Source organism: Paraburkholderia sp. BL25I1N1, assembly GCF_003002025.1.
In the GTDB taxonomy this organism is placed as follows: domain Bacteria; phylum Pseudomonadota; class Gammaproteobacteria; order Burkholderiales; family Burkholderiaceae; genus Paraburkholderia.
Window position 1 is genome coordinate 40,934 of sequence record NZ_PVZB01000040.1, and the last position, 17,508, is coordinate 58,441.

13 protein-coding genes are annotated in these 17,508 nt (G+C 61.3%); 9 read left to right on the forward strand and 4 right to left on the reverse strand.

Features of this window, described 5'->3' with window-relative positions:
* Window positions 1-208 precede the first annotated feature (208 nt).
* Both B0G73_RS37130 and B0G73_RS37135 read left to right on the forward strand, forming a co-directional pair.
* Window positions 209-1,057, forward strand: a complete 849-nt coding sequence (locus B0G73_RS37130; RefSeq protein WP_106286016.1) for a hypothetical protein — start codon at window positions 209-211, stop codon at window positions 1,055-1,057.
* A complete protein-coding gene (locus B0G73_RS37135; RefSeq protein WP_106286017.1) occupies window positions 1,054-3,942 on the forward strand; it encodes an ATP-binding protein in 2,889 nt (962 codons plus the stop codon). Before B0G73_RS37130 ends, B0G73_RS37135 begins: the two co-directional genes overlap by 4 nt.
* A 237-nt stretch (window positions 3,943-4,179) precedes the next feature.
* Here the strand turns inward: B0G73_RS37135 and B0G73_RS37140 are convergent, their stop codons facing one another.
* From B0G73_RS37140 to B0G73_RS37155, 4 genes are all read right to left on the reverse strand, one after another.
* On the reverse strand, window positions 4,180-5,109 hold the full coding sequence (locus B0G73_RS37140; RefSeq protein WP_258194151.1) for a D-2-hydroxyacid dehydrogenase: 930 nt from the start codon (window positions 5,107-5,109) through the stop codon (window positions 4,180-4,182).
* A 14-nt stretch (window positions 5,110-5,123) separates the two neighbouring features.
* Window positions 5,124-5,837 carry a GntR family transcriptional regulator gene (locus tag B0G73_RS37145; RefSeq protein WP_106286019.1) on the reverse strand — a complete coding sequence of 238 codons (714 nt, stop codon included), beginning with the start codon at window positions 5,835-5,837 and terminating at the stop codon, window positions 5,124-5,126.
* Between the two features lie 34 nt (window positions 5,838-5,871).
* Window positions 5,872-7,743, reverse strand: coding sequence for a TRAP transporter large permease subunit (locus tag B0G73_RS37150; protein WP_181196750.1), 1,872 nt, complete (start codon window positions 7,741-7,743; stop codon window positions 5,872-5,874).
* Window positions 7,744-7,820: 77 nt separating this feature from the next.
* Window positions 7,821-8,849: a TRAP transporter substrate-binding protein gene (locus tag B0G73_RS37155; protein ID WP_146144281.1), complete on the reverse strand. Its 1,029-nt coding sequence runs from the start codon at window positions 8,847-8,849 to the stop codon at window positions 7,821-7,823.
* A 238-nt stretch (window positions 8,850-9,087) separates the two neighbouring features.
* Here B0G73_RS37155 and B0G73_RS37160 point away from each other — a divergent pair, with 238 nt between their 5' ends.
* The 7 genes from B0G73_RS37160 to B0G73_RS37190 all read left to right on the forward strand — a co-directional run.
* The gene (locus tag B0G73_RS37160) at window positions 9,088-10,569 is read left to right on the forward strand and encodes an NAD-dependent succinate-semialdehyde dehydrogenase (RefSeq protein ID WP_106286021.1); all 1,482 of its coding nucleotides are present in this window, start codon (window positions 9,088-9,090) and stop codon (window positions 10,567-10,569) included.
* A gap of 12 nt (window positions 10,570-10,581) precedes the next feature.
* Window positions 10,582-11,406, forward strand: a complete 825-nt coding sequence (locus B0G73_RS37165) for an HpcH/HpaI aldolase/citrate lyase family protein (protein WP_181196749.1) — start codon at window positions 10,582-10,584, stop codon at window positions 11,404-11,406.
* Between the two features lie 20 nt (window positions 11,407-11,426).
* Complete coding sequence (locus B0G73_RS37170) at window positions 11,427-12,608, forward strand: acyl-CoA dehydrogenase family protein (RefSeq protein WP_106286023.1); 1,182 nt, start codon at window positions 11,427-11,429, stop codon at window positions 12,606-12,608.
* A gap of 12 nt (window positions 12,609-12,620) precedes the next feature.
* Window positions 12,621-14,399 (forward strand): FAD-binding protein, encoded by a 1,779-nt coding sequence (locus tag B0G73_RS37175; protein WP_106286024.1) that lies wholly within the window; start codon window positions 12,621-12,623, stop codon window positions 14,397-14,399.
* Window positions 14,392-15,615: a CaiB/BaiF CoA-transferase family protein gene (locus tag B0G73_RS37180; RefSeq protein ID WP_106286025.1), complete on the forward strand. Its 1,224-nt coding sequence runs from the start codon at window positions 14,392-14,394 to the stop codon at window positions 15,613-15,615. Before B0G73_RS37175 ends, B0G73_RS37180 begins: the two co-directional genes overlap by 8 nt.
* A complete protein-coding gene (locus B0G73_RS37185) occupies window positions 15,612-17,252 on the forward strand; it encodes a GMC family oxidoreductase (protein WP_106286026.1) in 1,641 nt (546 codons plus the stop codon). The genes B0G73_RS37180 and B0G73_RS37185 overlap by 4 nt, the downstream gene beginning before the upstream one ends.
* The coding region (locus tag B0G73_RS37190; RefSeq protein WP_374957054.1) for an electron transfer flavoprotein subunit beta/FixA family protein at window positions 17,249-17,508 on the forward strand (260 nt) is incomplete at its 3' end. The genes B0G73_RS37185 and B0G73_RS37190, both read left to right, overlap by 4 nt.

Here is a 17,508-nt window from a genome sequence, read left to right on the forward strand (position 1 = left end):
ATTCAGCTTGGCCCGACACCCGTCGAACCGCAGTTCGTCGTGTGCCTCATGATCTTACGTTGAGTTGATTTCAACATCGCCGGCGTTCGTGGGCGCTCGCCAACTTTTACGCGCTTGAACCATTGATCTACCCCCGGTGAGCATTTCACAGGGTGCCGCCTAGCGTTGGTCTCAATCTGGAGCCGCGCAGCGCGCGTTCGACTGGCAGATGGTGATTTCGAGCTGGCCGTCGTCACAAACAGCGTCGCGGTCCACCGAAACGCAGCAAGCGCTGCAGCAACTCGCGTGTCTCGGCAACAGCGCCGACTTCGTCATGCTGCGCACGGTGTATCAGGACTCGAGCGAGGAAATGCACGGACGGCTTTGGGAAGCGGTCCGAACGGGATTCGTTATGTGTTCAGACGAGGCTTCCCGGTTTCTCCACGACCGTGTGCAGGAGGCGGCTTACTCGCTCATTCCTCAGGAGTTGCGCGCCGAGGCGCATCTGCGAATCGGCATGTCGATGGCTTCGCACACTTCGCCAGACAAACTTGAGGAAGGGATCTTCGAGATTGTCAATCAACTCAACCGTGGCGCTCATCTGATCACGCCAATTGCGGAACGTGAACGGATTGCGCAACTGAATCTCATTGCGGGTAGACGCGCCAAGATGTCGACGGCGTACGCCTCGGCCCTCAAGTATCTCCACGCCGGGCGCAGATTGCTGACGGAGGAGGCTTGGGATCGCAACTATAGTCTTGTCTTTGCGATCGAGCATCTGCTTGCCGCATGCGAATTGCTGACTGCTGACATGACTGGCTCGGAAAGCCGTCTTTCCATGTTGGCCGGACGGGCGAAAACTGCTCACGATACTGCGCTGGTCGCCCATTTACGCCTGACGCTCTATAACCTGCTAGGTCGCGGTGACCGTGGCAGGAGGTATTCGTCGAATACCAGCGAGGGTACGGAAAAGATTGGTCGCCCCATCCCACGGATGAACAGGTATTGCAGGAATACGAACAAATCTGGTCGTGGCTGGGGACGAGGCAAATCGGCGAGCTCGTTGACCTACCGTTGATCACCGATCCGGATGTACTCGACATTCTGGATGTTTTCACGGAGGCTGTGCTTAGGGCGCAATTCACCGACGAGAACCTTCTCGCGCTCGTGCTTTGCCGGATACTTTCCCTTAGCCTCGAACATGGCAACAGCGACGCATCGTGCTTCGCGTATGTATCGTTCGGCATGATCGCCGGGCCTCATTTCGGAAACTACGAGGCCGGATTTCAGTTCGGAAAACTAGGCTACGATCTCGTGGAGAAGCACGGATGGCGTCGCTATCAGGCGCGCGTCTATATGCGCTTCGGAAGCTGTGTCATCCCATGGAAGCGACATGCTAGGACCGGACAACAACTCCTACGGCGCGCCTTCGACGCGGCAAACAGGATCGGCGACCTTAGTTTTGGCGCATTTAGCTGCCACCATCTGAACACTAATCTGCTCGCAACGGGAGAGCCGTTGGCCGAGGTGCAGCGTGAAGCCGAGGCCGGTCTCGAGTTTGCGAAGAAAGTTCGGTTCGGCCGCCTCATTGACCAGATCGCCACGCAGCTCGCGTTTGTGCGGACATTACGCGGCCTGACAACGCAGTTCGGTTCTTTCAATTGCGGTCAATTCGACGAGCTTCAATTCGAGGCGCAATTTTCGAGCAATGCATCCTTGGCGACGCGAGAGTGTTTTTATTGGATCAGAAAGTTACAGGCTCACTTCTTTGCCGGCGATCATTGTGCCGCGGTGCTTGCGTCGTTGAATGCAAAACGTTTGCTCTGGTCAGTGCACTCCTACTTCGAAGTGGCGGAGTTTTACTTTTACGGCGGACTCGCCCGAGCCGGCGCTTTTGACCATGCAATCGCAGGCTCGCGAAAGGAGCACTTCGAGGCTCTTGCCGATCACCAAAGGCAGCTTGCAATATGGGCGGAGAATTGCCCGGAAAACTTCGAAAACCGGGCCGCACTGGTGGGCGCGGAACTCGCCCGGATCGGAGGGCGCGACCTCGACGCCATGCGCCTCTACGAGCAGGCTATCCGCTCCGCACAAGCGAACAGTTTTGTGCACAACGAGGCCGTCGCCAACGAGCTTGCTGGACGTTTTTTCCTGGGGGGTGGTATCGAAAGCGCGGGCTACTTCTATCTTCGCAACGCGCGTCGGTGCTATCACGGTTGGGGTGCTCTCGGCAAAGTAAAACAACTTGACGAACGCTATCCGAATCTGCTCCGGGAGCGAACGCCGGGTTCCGCAGCCGCGATTGGCGAACCGACCGGTCAGTTGGATGTTGAGACCGTTGTCAAAGCTTCGCAGACACTTTCCAGTGAGATGATCCTTCCCAGTCTGATCGAGAAGCTGGTACGACTCGCGGTCGAGAACGCTGGGGCTAGTCGGGCTCTGCTCATCCTCTTTTGGGGCGGCGAGCCCCGGATCGAAGCGGAAGCGATCAGTGGACCGAGCCATATCGAGATTGCACTTCGTCAAGCCGCGATCACGCCGTCTGACCTCCCGCAATCCGTGCTGCAATATGTCACCCGGTCACAGGAGTGCGTGCTCCTCGATGACGCCTCGGCCGATAGCGTGTATTCGAAAGACGAGTATGTCCGGCGTAAGGGTTCACGCTCCGTACTTTGCGTGCCCATCGTAAGGCAGGCAAAGCTTGTCGGCGCGCTTTATCTGGAGAATAATCTCGCGCCGTGTGCCTTCACGTCAAACCGGGTTGCTCTTCTGCAGCTGCTGGCTTCGCAAGCCGCCATTTCACTGGAGAATTCGCATCTCTATTCGGATCTGCAACTCCAGGCCGGACTGCTGCAGCGACTTCCTGTATCCGCCTGGACACTCAAGCCTGACGGGACACCGGACTTCGTGAATCAGGTTTGGCTTGATTACTCCGGGCAGACTCTCGACTTCGTCCGGTCGCACCCGGAGGCCTGGATGACCGCAGTCCACCGCGAGGATCGCGAAGCGGCATCGAGGGTCTTTTGGGGCGGGGTGCGCTCGGGACAAGGATTCGCAATAGAAACCCGCTCCCTGCGCGCTCAGGACGGAAGCTATCGCTGGCATCTCCAACAAGCTGTGGTCTTGCGTGACGCTGAAGGAAAGGTTCTGAAATTCATTGGTACCACCACCGACATCGACGAGCAGAAGCGTGCCGAACACGCGCTACGTCAAGCGCAGGCCGATCTCGCACGCATTAACCGGGCGACCACCTTGGGAGAGTTGGCCGCTTCCCTGGCTCATGAAATCAATCAACCCATTACGGCTGCTATCGCCTACGCAAATGCCGGCCTGCGATGGCTTGACCGCGATGAGCCGAATCTCGATCAGGCGCGCGCGGCGCTCACCCATATTGCGAACGACGGACAACGCGCGGCGCAGATCATCGCCAGGCTCCGCACACAATTCGAAAAGGGTGCCCTGAATCAGGAGGTCGTCGAGGTAAGCGAGATTGTGCGGGAAACCGTGGACCTCTTGCGCGGCGGGGCCGCGCGATACGACATATCGGTCCGCACAGAACTGGCAGACGGTCTCCCTCAGATTGTTGGAGACCGCGTGCAATTGCAGCAGGTCGCGATGAACCTGATCGTCAACAGCATCGAAGCGATGAAGGATGTTGATGGAATCCGGGAGATGGTCATCAGGTCGCAGTGGGCCGAAAACGGGCAGATTCTTGTGTCTGTCAGTGATACCGGCATGGGCGTTCCGCCGCAGCTCGCGGAACGGATTTTCGATCCGTTCTTTACAACCAAGTCCCACGGCACCGGCATGGGGCTTCGCATCAGCCGTTCAATCGTTGAATCACATGGCGGGCGTCTATGGGTCTCCGGCGCGCTCGGGCGGGGCGCGGTCTTTCACTTTATCCTACCTGTTGCGGTCGGCGACCGTAATTACTCACAAGTCAGGAATTTTGTGGACAGATGACCTATGCTTGAGCGATAGCTATTGAGAGGATCGCCCATGAAACGAGATGGCCGGAGCCTGGCTCACAACACGCTTGAAGAGATGCGTATCCTTGCGGTTCAACGTATGGCTGAAGGCGAGCATCCAAATGATGTTGCGGGGTTTTGTCGCAATAAAGAGTTGGCTCGTGCTCATCAAAAGCTCGAGCGTCACAGATCGACGCATTCCAATTACACCACAACCCTTCAAGGGCTGTTCTCAATGCTGCGCATAATGCTCTTCGATGCCTTGTGCGAGTTGCGTGACGAGCCGCGTCATGGCCACCTGGGTCCGCCATGCAACATGCGGCGTCACGATCAGATCGGTGCGCGCATTCGATAGCAGCGGATGATCGGCCGCGGGCGGTTCCTGCTCGAGGACGTCGAGCGCGGCATTTGCGATCAGCTTGCGGTCGAGTGCCTCGATCAGCGCCCCCTCGTCGACGATACCGCCGCGCGCGGCGTTCACGAGTGACGCGCTGCGCTTCATTCGCTCGAATTCGGCGAGACCGAACAGATGCCGCGTTTCGTCGGTCAGCGGGCAATGCAGGCTGATCGTATCGGCCTCACGCAGCACCTCGTCAAATGCCACATAGCCGTCGCGCACCCGGCTCGCGTGCTTACGCTCCGCGAACAGCACCCGCATGCCGAACGCGCCGGCCAGTTCGGCGAGACGCTTTCCACCGTGACCCGCACCGACGATACCGAGCGTCGATCCGTGCAGATCCTGGATCGGATGCAGTTCGGCGTAGAAGGTGGGTGATCCGCTCCAGCCGCCAGCATAAACGTCTTGCCAGTAAGGCATAAGGTTGCGGCGGAGCGCGAGCATCAACGCGAGCGCGTGCTCGGGCACGGAAATCGTCGAATAGCCCGGACACGCGACGATACCGATGCCCCGTTTGCGGCATGTTTTGGTATCCAGATGATTAACCCCTGCGGCCGGCACGCCGATCAGTTCCAGTTGCGGCAACTGCTCGAGCACATCGCCCGACAGTGGAACCTTGTTGGTCACGACGATATGCGCATCGCGGCAACGCCCGACCACATGTTCCGGCGTCGTAGACGGATATTCGACCCAGCGATGCGGAAACGGAAAATCCGGTAGATCGGCCGACAGCGTCGCGCGGTCCAGAAACACGATAGTTTTCAACAAGCTGCTCCAATTCATTTACGTTCAGAGGGGCTCGTGGACACAGTGTCGAGCATGCGTTTCTTTCCCGTCTGCACGTGATTCTCGAAAGCCTCCGCAGCCGCGTCGGCTTGACCCGCGCGCAGCGCCTCGAAAAGTTCGCGGTGTTCTTTCGAGGAGCGCTGCATCTGTGCGAATGAATACACGCCCTTGTGAAGGTAGAGCGTCAGCTCGTCTTCGACGGCCTGATTGATCGTGATCAGCCGCGGATTCTTGGTCGCCGCCATCAACTGACGGTGGAACTCGGTGTTCAGGTTCTGATACTGACGGCTATCCCGCTCGGCCACGGCCGCGTCCATCTGGTCAAGGATGAGCCCGAGCAGATGCTCCTCGTCGGTCGTCAGGCGCAGCGCAGCGAGGCGGCCCGCCGTGCGTGCGAGTCCGGCGCGGATTTCGTAGAGGTCCATTGCCTCTTCTAGCGACAGCCGCCGCACTTCCGCGCCCCGGTTCGGCACAATGCGAACGAGCCCCGCCTGTTCAAGCGAGCGTAGCGCCTCACGCGCCGAATTACGGCCGACGCCGATCTGGTTGGCGAGCGCCTGCTCGTTCACTCGTTCACCGGGGCGCAACTCCCCCCGCTGGATCAGGCCGCGCACCTGATCGCGGATGTCGTCGAGTTTCGACGCAATCACCTCCGGTGCGCGGGCGTTCACCTTGCTGTTCGGTTCACCATTGAGCGTGCTTTTCATGACGATTGCCTTGTCTGTGCCATTTTTTCGATGCCTATTTTACGTACAGAAAACCTACCGATACCCATGGAACCAGCACTATTACGATGAGGGCCCCGGCCAATGCCCCCAGATACGGCCAAACGCGGCGCATCGCGGTGGTCGGGTCCACCTTGCTGACCGCGCACGCCGCATAAAAGCCAAGGCCAAGCGGGGGAGCGAACAGGCCCAGTCCCATCGCGAACACCACGACCATTGCATAGTGCACATCCGAGATGCCCATAGCGCGCGCGATTGGGAACAGCAGCGGCCCGAATAGTACGATCGCCGGGATACCTTCGAGAAAGCTGCCGAGTATCACGAACGTAATCGCGGAGATCGCCAGGAAGCCGAGCTTGCCCCCCGGCGCAGCCATCATCATAGAGGCGAGTTGCGCGGAGAAGCCTGACTGCGTGAGCGCCCATCCCATCGCCGTTGCACACCCGATGATGATCAGAATCGCGCCAGACAGCGACGCCGCTTCCACCAGAATAGGATAGAGCCGGCTCCAGTCGAAGCGGCGATACAGTAGCAAACCCACCGCACAGGTGTAAGCCACGCCGATTGTCGCCACCTCCGTCGCCGTGGCGACGCCTTCCACCACGGCCGCGCGAATCACGAAGGGCAGCGCGAGCGCAGGCAGCGAGATCAGAAATGCGCGGCCGATCTCGGCCCGGGAGGCCCGTTGCACGCCTTGCAGGCTTTCCCTGCGGCTCTTGAACCAGATCACTGCCGCGAGCGCTACCGCGCCGACCACGGCGGGCATGAAGCCGCCTGTGAACAGCGCTGCGATCGAAACGCCCGTCACCGAACCGATCGTTATCAGCACGAGGCTGGGCGGAATGGTCTCCGACATGGCAGCCGCCGAACTGAGCATTGCGACGAGGTCGCCTTCGTTTGCGCCGCGCTTTTTCATTTCCGGGAACAGGCCCGGCGCGAGCGCGGCCATATCCGCCACCTTCGAACCGGAGATGCCGGACACGAGGTACATGGCGCCGATTAGCACGTAGGCAAGGCCGCCACGCTTGTGTCCGATCAGCGAAGCGAGGAAACGGATCATCGCTTCGGCAAGTCCCATCGCCTCCATTAGTGCGCCCAGCAGAATGAACAGCGGGACGGCAAGCAGGATCAGGCTGGACATTCCCTGATTCATCGTGCTCACGACAATGGTCAACGGTGCGCCAGTGACGGTTGCAAGATAAGCAAACGTGCACACGCCGAATGCGACCATGATCGGCACACCGAGACAGATGATCGTGATCACGCCGACGGCGAAAAAAAGGATCAGGCTCACCGCGGTCAGCGGCGCGAGCGCTTGCCGCGCGATGTAAAGCGCTATTGCAACACCGGCCACGAGCGCGAAAGCCTTCAGGCAATCGCGAAGCGACGAGCGTTCGAGCAACCGTGTAATGGCGAGCACGAGCATCAGCACAGCCGCCACGGGAATCGCGGCCGCTGGAATTGCATTGGGCAGATCGAGCGCAGGCGTGCTGATGATCCATTCGTTCATCGCCCACTCGGTTGCCGGCCGAACCAGCAGCAGCACGAAAGTCATCACGATGAAATTTCCGACTGTCTCCGCAAACGCACGATTTTGCGGGGACATTCTAGCGACGAACATCGTCAGTCGCATATGTTCGCCGCGGCGCAACGCCACCACTGCGCCCAGCATCGACAGCCAGATGAACAGAATCGACGCAAGTTCGTCACCCCAGATCAACGGATCCTGCAACACGTAGCGGCAGAAAACGTTGGTGAGGAGCAGCACCACTTCGGCCAACAGCAGCAAAGCAGCGGGCACTTCGGTGATCCACTTGATGGCCGTTTCGAGTGTGCTGCCGACGCGCACGACCTTCGATACCGCAGGTCGTTCCTTCGGCGCGCCCATGTCGTGGGCGAACACCTGCTCGGGATGAACTCGGGAAGTCATGACTCGTTCTCCAGAAACTCTTCGGTGGTCCGTGCTCATGCGAGCTTCTGCGTGTACTTCTCGAGCAACGCCCAGGCTTCGTCGCCGTATTTCTTGCGCCACTGGTCGTAGAAGCCGGCCTTTTGCAGCGAGGCGCGGAACGGCTGGATATCGGGTTTGTTGAACGCCATGCCGTGCGATCGCAACGTTTCGACGAGCGATGTGCTCAGTGCCGCGACGTCCGCCCGTTCAGCCACTGCGGCCGCATTCAGGTGTTTCGCCACAATGGTCTGCAAGTCCGGTGGCAGGTTGCCCCACGAACGCGCGTTGCCAAGGAACCAGAAGCCGTCCCAGATATGGCCGGTCAACGAGCAGTACTTCTGGACTTCATAAAAGCGGCCGGTTTCGATCAGCGCGAGCGGGTTTTCTTCCGCGTCGACCACCCGGGTTTGCAGTGCCGAATAGGCTTCGCTGAAGTTAATGCTGGTGGGCGATGCGTCGAGCGCCTTGAACATCGAGGTCCAAAGAGGGCTGACCGGCACGCGGATCTTCAGGCCCTTGAGGTCGGCCGGGCTTTGCACCGGCTTGACCGAGCTCGTGAGATGGCGAAAGCCGTTGTCCCACGGTTTTTCCATCGCGATGAGGCCCACCTTCGAAACCGCCTTGCGGATGTGGCTGCCGAGTTCGCCGTCCATCGCCGCCCACACCTGGTTGTAGTCCTTGAACGCGAAGCCGATGCCGTTGATCGCAGAGACCGGCACCAGCGTCGACAGCACCACGCCACCTTGAGTGAGAAAGTCGATGGCTCCCGAACGAACCTGCGACAGCATGTCGGTATCCGTTCCCATCTGACCGTTCGGGAAAATCTGCATCTCCACGCGGCCGCCGGTTTCCTTCTTGATGGCGTCAGCCGCCTCTTTTGCGCGGACATTGAGCGGATGCGACAGCGCCAGGTTGTTCGCGTACTTCAACTTGAACTGCGCGGTCTGCGCGCCAGCCGGGGATGGGAACAAACCGGTCCCGGTTGTCGCCACCGCGGCTGCTCCGAGGGTTTGAAGAAAGGTACGACGGGAATACGAACTCATTTGTCTCGCTCCATGGAAAGGGAGGGTGCATGACGCATTCGGCGGCGCCGCGGCGTTCTTTTTAGCGATTCGTCGGCATCGAAAGTGCATGCGATAGATCCTGTTTCGCTGACACACACTATAAAAGTGTTGACACTTAGCTGTCAAGGTGTTGATATAAGAAAAAGAGTGCATGCACTGAAACACCGGGAAAGCACCTGGAACGCAGGTAATCCGTAATACTTATCAGGAGGAGGCAATGGAACTAGAGGGGCACTATCGCGAGCACGGCTTGCTGATCGCCGGTCGCTGGCAGTCTTCGACGGCTGACAACGGGCAGGTCTCGATCAATCCGGCGACTGAAGAGCGGCTGGGCTATATGCCGCTGGCCACGCAGGCACAGGTCACGGAGGCCATCGATGCCGCGACCGAGGCGTCAGCCGCAATGCGCAAGCTCACACCGTGGGAGCGCACAGCACTGCTGCGCCGAGCCGCAACGCTCATCCGCGAACGCGCGCCGCAGCTCGCACGAATCGTGGCACTGGAAACCGGCAAGCCGATTGCTCAGGCCAATGGGGAAGCTAATGCGTCCGCTGAGTCGATCGACTGGTTCGCCGACGAAGCACGTCGCGTGTTCGGCATGTCATATGAAAGCCGCGTCAAGGGCGGACGGTATCTGGTGCATTACGAGCCGCTCGGTGTGGTCGCCGCTTTCACGCCGTGGAATTTCCCGCTGCTGCTGCTGGCCCGCAAGATGGGACCGGCGCTGGCCGCCGGCAACGCGCTCGTGATCCGGCCGTCAAATGAAGCGGCCGGTGCGACGATGGCACTGGTGCGCTGCTTCGTCGACGCAGGGTTCCCCGAGGGCGCGGTCAATCTGGTGATCGGCAAAGCTGACGCAATTACGCCGACGGTCATGGCCGATCCACGCGTGGCGAAGATCAGCTTTACCGGCTCGGTGCCCATCGGCCGTCAGATCGTCGAGATGTCTGCGAAGACGCTCAAAAAGGTCACGATGGAACTCGGCGGCCATGCGCCCGTGATCGTGCATCGGGACGCAGACATCGATGCTTTCGCGCATCTCGCGTCGCTGGGCAAGTTCCGCAATGCGGGCCAGGTTTGCGCGTCGCCGACGCGGTTCTATATCCACGAATCGATCTTCGACAAGACTGTGAAGGCGCTGGTCGAGCGCTCGAAGGCGCTACGCGTCGGCGATCCGCTGCAGCAGGACACCGACCTCGGTCCGCTGACCACGTCGAAGCGCCGCGAGGCGATTGAACGCCTCGTCGACGAAGCCGTGAGTGAAGGCGCCAGCGTGCTATGCGGTGGACGCCGTCCATCGCAATCCGGCCGTGGCTGGTTCTACGAGCCGACACTCATCGCTAATCCCGCTCCGCACATTGGCCTGATGAACGACGAGCCGTTCGGCCCGGTCGGCACTCTCAACCGGTTCACGACGATGGACGAAGTCATCACCGAGGCGAACCGGCTGCCGTTCGCGCTTGCGGCCTATGTCTTCACGCGCTCGATGCGCAACACGCTGGAAACAACTGAGCGTTTGCAGGCCGGCGTGGTCGGCGTGAATACGTTCGTGGCGTCGACGGCGGAGACGCCATTCGGCGGCAGTAAGGACAGCGGGTTTGGACGTGAAGGTGGTCCGAACGCAATCCGCGACTACCTGGACACCAAATTCATCAACCTCGAACTGGCTGACGACGAGCCGCTCGACGCAACCGCCTGAATGGAATCCATCATGCAAAGCATCAAGAATCACGCAAAAGCGCAATTGGCCGCAGGTGAATTGGCACTCGGCATGGGGCTGCGCCAGGCTCGCACTGTCGACATCGCACAGATCGCGCAGACGGCCGGCTTCGATTGGCTGTTCATCGACATGGAACACAACTCCATGGACATCGACACCGCCGCGCAGATCTGCGCGGCGGCTCTGGTGGGCGGGGTGACGCCGATCATCCGCGTGCCGGGCCACGAGCCGTTCCACGCCACACGACTGCTCGATACCGGCGCGATGGGCATCGTGGTGCCTCACGTCAGTACGCCCGAACAGGCCGTGCAGATCGCCAATATGTGCCGCTTCCCGCCGGCGGGCGGGCGGTCGATCCCGGGCATGCTGCCGCAGGTCGGCTTCGAGGCTCTCCCGATCGCCGATGTGGTTCGGGCGATCAACGACGAGGTGCTCGTCGTAGCAATGATAGAAACCCGCGAAGGCCTCGAGAACGCCGACGCGATCGCGGCGGTGCCGGGCATCGACGTGCTGCTGGTCGGCGCGACCGACCTTACGGCGGATCTCGGTATCACTGGACAACTTGGCCATACGCGTGTGGCGGCCGCTATCGACGCCGTGTGCGCCGCATGCCACCGGCACGGCAAGGTACCGGGCGTGGGCGGCGTGTACGACGAAGCGCTGATGACCGCCTACGTGCAGAAAGGCGCGCGTTTCATTCTCAGCGGCTCGGATCTTGCGTTCCTGATGACGGGGGCGAAGTCGCGTTCGCAAATGCTGCGTGCAATTCCGCTCGGGCAGGCCGAAGAAGTCGTGGCGCAACGCAAGGTGTCCTGATCGGACAAGGAGGAGACACAGTGAATCCCGAATACGCAAGCAATCTCGTCAACCGGCGCGACCTGAAACCGTATCTGAACGCCGATCAATTCGAATTTCGCGATTCAGTGAATCGTGTGCTGACGCGCCATGCGTCGCCGGAATATGTCCGCCAGTGCGACGAAGAAAAGCGCTTCCCAGAGGAACTCGTGAAGGTGGCGGCGGAACAGGGCTGGTTCGGCATCACGCTGCCCGAAGAGTATGGCGGCGTCGGTGGCTATCTTGACATGGCCGCTTATCTGGAGATCGTCGCCTATCACACGATCGCGCTTGCGCGCTTCTGGAATGCGAACGTGAACATGGTGGGCGGCGCGCTGGCGCGTTTCGCGCCGGACAATATCAAGGGCGACGTGTTGCCGAAGCTCGCTGAAGGCCGTGCCTTTCTTGCCTTCGCCCTGAGCGAAAACGGCTCCGGCTCAGATGCTGCCTCGCTGACGACGCGCGGCGTGGCTGATGGAAACGACTTCATATTGGACGGCACCAAGATGTGGATTTCCGGCGCGATGCAGGCCGACTATATCTTGACCGCTGTGCGCACCAATCCAGAGGCGAAGAAGCACGACGGGATCAGCCTCTTTCTGGTCCCTAAAGAATCCAGAGGCCTGACGATCAATCCGATCGACCTGCTCGGCGGCCACGCCATTCGCACCTGCGAAGTGGTGTACGACGGCGTGCGTGTTCCTGGAGAAATGATTGTGGGCGGCCTGCACGTGGGGTGGAAGAAACTCACCACGGTGCTGTCGAAGGAGCGCATCGCTTTGTCGGCGATGTGTGTGGGCGGCGCTCAGGCGGCGATCGATCTTGCACGCTGGTATGCGAACGATCGCAAGCAGTTTGGGCAGTCGATCATCGATTTCCAGGCGGTGTCGCACCTGCTCGCCGACATGCAGACTCGCGTCGATGCTGCTCGCATGATGGCGTTTCGCGCGGCCAAACTGCTCGACCAGGGGGAAACGTGCGACGTCGAGTCGTCACAGGCGAAGTACTTCGCGTCGGATACGTACGTGCAGGTCGCCACTGACGGCATCCAGATCATGGGCGCCAATGGCTACTCCGCCGAATACGCGATGCAGCGCCATTATCGCGAAGCCAAGATGTTCCAGATCTTCGGCGGCACCAATCAAATCCAGCGCAACATCGTGGCGCGCGCGCTTAAATCGTAAGCGGAGACAGACGTGACGGCAGCTCAGACATTGGAGAAACTTGGCTTTGGCGTCGACTACGCGCAAGCCGACGTAGTAGTGGTTGGCGGTGGTGGCGCGGCTTCGCGTGCAGCGGTGTCGGCGGCACAGGCCGGTGCGAAGGTCCTCGTGCTGGCAAAGGCGCCGGTCGGGCAGGGCGGCAGCACGGTGCACGGCGCGAGCGAAATCATGAGCATGGGCGCGGCCGGCTATGGCAGCGCCGACGACAGCGCCACGGTGCATTACGAAGACACGATGCGTCCGGCGGGCGGCTTCATCGACCGCGAGCTGGTGCGCGTGCTGGCGGAGGACGCACCGAAGCGCATCGCTGACCTGATCAAACTCGGCGTGCCGTTCGACCGCGTCAACGATGGCTATAAACTCATCCGCAGCGACTTCGGCACGTATGCGCGCGCGCTCGGCGTGAAGGGAAAAACTGGCAAAGCCTTCGTGAGCGCGCTCGCGGACGAAGCGAGGAAGCTCGGCGTCGAGACGCGTCAGCCAGCGGCGCTCATCGACCTGTTGCGTGATTCAATTGGGCGCGTAAGCGGCGTGGTCGCGATGGATCTGGCATCGCGGCGGCTGCTGGTGGTTTCCGCGAGCGCCGTTGTGCTTGGCACCGGCGGTGCGCACGGTCTGTTCTCGCAGCAAGTCTCGACAGCAGAAATGACCGGCGACGGCCAGGCCATCTGCTTCCGCCATGGCGCCGAACTTGTGAACATGGAGTTCCACCAGTTCGGACCGGCGATGGTGCACCCTTACGTGCAACTCTTCAGCAAGTCCTGCTTCATTCTGCATCCGAAAATGCTCAATCGCGACGGACATGAATTCCTCGCGGATTACCTGCCGGCAGGCGTGACGCCCGAAGCCGCGATGGACGAGAAGGTGTTCCCCTTCACGATCTCGAACGAATCGCGCTACATCGATATCGCGATTGCAACGGAAATCGCTCAGGGCAGAGGCACGGAGCGCGGTGCGGTGCACTTCTCGTTCGCCGACATTCCGGACGAGCGGTTGGCGGCCACTATTCCGAACACCTTGCGCTGGATGCGCGCGAAGGGACTCGACCCGAAGCGCGATCTGCTCGACGTCGGGATTGCGTTCCAATGCCTGAACGGTGGCGTGCGAATGACGAACACCGACGCGATGTCGACCATCGAGGGGTTGTTCGTAGTGGGGGAACTCGCGGGCGGCGTGCGCGGCCCGGATCGTCCGGGCGGCAACTCGCTTGCCGAAGGTCAGGTTTTCGGTCATCGCGCAGGCGCCGGCGCGGCCGCGTTTGCGCGCGGCAGTGACGCGCCGGGGAAGCACGACGTAGCGCCGCTCGCAACGCGCCTCGGAACAGCGCTAAAACCGAATGCCTCGTTCGACGCTCAACGTATCGCCGCCGATCTGCGCGCCGCGATGCAAGCGCATTGCCTCGTCGAGAAGACGCAGAGCGGTTTGAACATCGCGTTAGCCGCCGTTCGCGAGGCGCGCGCGCAGTTCACCGCGGGTGGCGCTGCCACGCCGGCGCAAGCGATCGACGCGCTGACGATCGACAACATGGCGACCACTGCCGAAGTTATCTTGCAGGCGTGTATCGAGCGGCGCGAGTCGCGCAGCAGCCACTACCGCACCGACTTTCCCCAGCGCGACGATGCCCGTTTCGGCCACGCGTTGACCATCACGCGTGGTGAGGCCGACCCGTTCCGTCTCGCCTTCGACGTGCTCGATTACCCGCGGGCGGAATTTACCAACGCATCGCATTTGCAGGCGACACATCATGGATAAGAAGCAAGTCGGCCCGTTGTCGGGCTACCGCATTCTCGATCTCACCGTCATGACCGCTGGTCCGGTCGGTACCGTGCTGCTCGCCGACCTCGGCGCGGACGTGGTCAAAGTCGAGGAGCCCATGGCGGGTGACCTCTCGCGCAAACTGGGCAATCAATTCGTCCAGGGCGAAAGCGTGCAGTTCCTCTCGCAGAACCGCAACAAGCGCAGCATCCGCCTCGACCTGAAGTCGCCGAAAGGACGGGATGCGTTTTTGCGCATGGCGGAGCAGGCGGATGTTGTCGTCGAAAACTTCCGGCCGGGCACAGTGGATCGGCTGGGCATCGGCTATGCGGCCGTCAAGGCGCGCAATCCGAAGATCGTCTACGCCAGCGTGTCGGCGTTCGGACAAAGCGGTCCCTACGCCGCGTGGCCCGCGAACGATCCGATCGTGCAGGCCGTGGCCGGTCTCATGGACATGACGGGTGAAGCGGGCGGCAATCCAGTCCGGCTCGGTGCGCCGTTGCCGGACTTCGGCGCGGCGGCGCTGCTCGCGTTTGGAATTTCGGCCGCGTTGCTACACCGCGAACGGCATGGCGAAGGCCAGCGAATTGATACGTCGCTTCTCTCGGCTGCGCTTTTCAGCACCATCCCGCGCGACGGCGAGACGCTGAGAAGCGGCAAAGCGCCGGAGCGTCTCGGCAGCGGGCATCCAACGATGGTGCCGTACCGCAACTATCAGGGCTCCGACGGCCGATATTTCTTTGCGGCCTGCTTCACGGAGAAATTCTGGCAGAACCTTTGCCGGGCGCTGGGCCGCGAAGAATTGCTGAGCGATGAACGGTTCATCGGCAACACCGCGCGAACTGCGAATCGGCATGCACTCGACGTGATCCTCGAGCAGCACTTTCTGCTGCATACCGCGGAACATTGGGTAGCGCATCTGAGCGCCGCGGACGTGCCATGCGCGGTCGTGCAGGACTATCACACCGCGCTGACGCAGGACCCGCAGATCGCGCATAACCATGCGGTTGTCGAGATCGAACATCCGGTCGCGGGGAGGGTAACGAACATCGCGAGTCCGGTGAATTTTCACAGCAGCCCCGTCGCCTACCGCCGTCCGCCGCCTACGCTCGGACAACATACGGCCGAAGTACTTGCCGAGTACGGCTTCGGCGAGGAGGAGATCGCAGCACTGGAAGGCCGTGAACTGGCCGCTGCCGGAGCGAAGCCATGAAATCGTACACAGCGGATTATGTGATCGTCGGCGCGGGGACGGCGGGCTGCGTGCTCGCAAACCGTCTGACCGAAGATCCCACCGTCAAAGTGATTCTGGTCGAGGCCGGCGAGCGCGATCGTCACCCGTTCATCCACGTGCCGGCAGGCTTCGTGCGATTGCTCGATCATCCCACTGTGACATGGCGCTATCGCACTGAGGCCGACGCCGGGACGAGTGGCCGTGCCATCCTGTTTCCCCGCGGACGCGGGCTTGGCGGCTCCAGTGCCATTAACGGCCTGCTGTATGTGCGCCCGTTTGCGGAAGATATCGATAGCTGGGAGCAGTCGGGTGCGAATGGCTGGAACTTCGACAACTGTCTGCCGTTTTACAGCCGCTCGGAAACGTGGACCGAGGGCAGCAGCCCGCAACGAGGCACGCACGGTCCGATCCAGGTCAGCCGCGTGAAGAACCCGCCGGAGATTTGCAGTGCGGTCGTCCAGGCCGCACAGAAGGCGGGTCTCGATTTCGTCGACGATCCGAACAGCGACACGCGCGGTCCGTCGATCTGGTTCTACCAGCAAACGCGCGACGGACGTCGCCGGTCGAGCGCAGCGCGCGGTTATCTACGGCCGGCAATGGCGCGGCCGAATCTGACGGTAGTAACCGGCCTTCAGGTATCCAGGCTCGAGATGAACGGCACGCATGTGAGCGGCATCAATGGGACGACGGGCGCGAACATTCCGGTGCAGATCCGTGCGACCCGCGAGGTGATTCTGAGCGCGGGTGTGATCGGCACGCCGAGGCTGCTCGAAATGAGTGGCATCGGCGACAAGGCCGTGCTGGACAATGCAGGCGTTAAAACCCGGATCGCGTTGCCGGGCGTGGGCAACAATTTGCAGGACCACTATGTTGTTCGGCTCGGCTATAGGGTGCGCGGTGCCGGTACCGCGAACGAGCGCGCGCACGGACTTGCGCTCGCGCGCGAGATGATGCGCTACGTCGTGTCAGGGACCGGCGTATTGACCTATAGCGCGGCGCTCGTCGGCGGCTTTGGGCAGACGCGCCTCGCCACCCGTCCGGACGTGCAGTTCGTGATCGCGCCCGGCAGCTTTGCCGAGGGGCGGATCGGCGTGCTGGAGTCGGAGCCCGGTGTCTCGTGCGGCGTCTGGCAGATGCGCCCGGAGAGCCGTGGGCATGTGCACATCACCAGCAGCGAGATCACGGCGGCGCCGACCATTGCACCGTCATACCTGAGCAGTGAACTCGACCGCAACACGATGGTGGAAGGACTCAAGATTGGCCGGCGGATCTTCGCGCAGCCCGAGGTCGCCCGTTATATTGTCGATGAAACCGTACCAGGCCGTCAGGCCGACACCGATGAAGCGCTGCTGCAATACGTGCGTGACAATGGCTCGACTGTGTACCACGCGGTTGGTACCTGTCGGATGGGCGAGGACGAAATGAGCGTTGTCGATTCTGAAATGCGGGTGCGCGGAACGACAGGCCTGCGCATCGTCGACGGCTCGGTGATGCCGTCGATAACCTCGACCAACACCAATGCGACGGTGCTAATGCTGGCTGAGCGCGCGGCGGACATGATCCGTTCGCCAATGACGGCGCACGCGTCGTCGACGTATTCGAAGGAGACGGTATGAAACTGCTGGTGAGTGTAAAGCGGGTGGTTGACTACAACGTGAAAGTCCGAGTCAAGTCGGACGGCACGGGCGTCGACATCGCGAACGTGAAGATGTCGATGAATCCGTTCGATGAAATCGCGGTTGAAGAAGCCGTGCGTCTGAAGGAAGCGGGCGTGGCAACGGAAGTGATCGCCGTGTCGGCGGGCGTGACGCAATCGCAGGAAACGCTGCGCACGGCGCTGGCGATCGGAGCGGATCGCGCGATCCTGATCGA

Coding starts and splice junctions, on each gene's coding strand:
- B0G73_RS37130 (WP_106286016.1), top strand. CDS start 209: ATGGTGATTTCGAGCTGGCCGTCGTCACAAACAGCGTCGCGGTCCACC.
- B0G73_RS37155 (WP_146144281.1), bottom strand. CDS start 8,849: ATGAGTTCGTATTCCCGTCGTACCTTTCTTCAAACCCTCGGAGCAGCC.
- B0G73_RS37165 (WP_181196749.1), top strand. CDS start 10,582: ATGCAAAGCATCAAGAATCACGCAAAAGCGCAATTGGCCGCAGGTGAA.
- B0G73_RS37145 (WP_106286019.1), bottom strand. CDS start 5,837: ATGAAAAGCACGCTCAATGGTGAACCGAACAGCAAGGTGAACGCCCGC.
- B0G73_RS37180 (WP_106286025.1), top strand. CDS start 14,392: ATGGATAAGAAGCAAGTCGGCCCGTTGTCGGGCTACCGCATTCTCGAT.
- B0G73_RS37185 (WP_106286026.1), top strand. CDS start 15,612: ATGAAATCGTACACAGCGGATTATGTGATCGTCGGCGCGGGGACGGCG.
- B0G73_RS37150 (WP_181196750.1), bottom strand. CDS start 7,743: ATGGGCGCGCCGAAGGAACGACCTGCGGTATCGAAGGTCGTGCGCGTC.
- B0G73_RS37160 (WP_106286021.1), top strand. CDS start 9,088: ATGGAACTAGAGGGGCACTATCGCGAGCACGGCTTGCTGATCGCCGGT.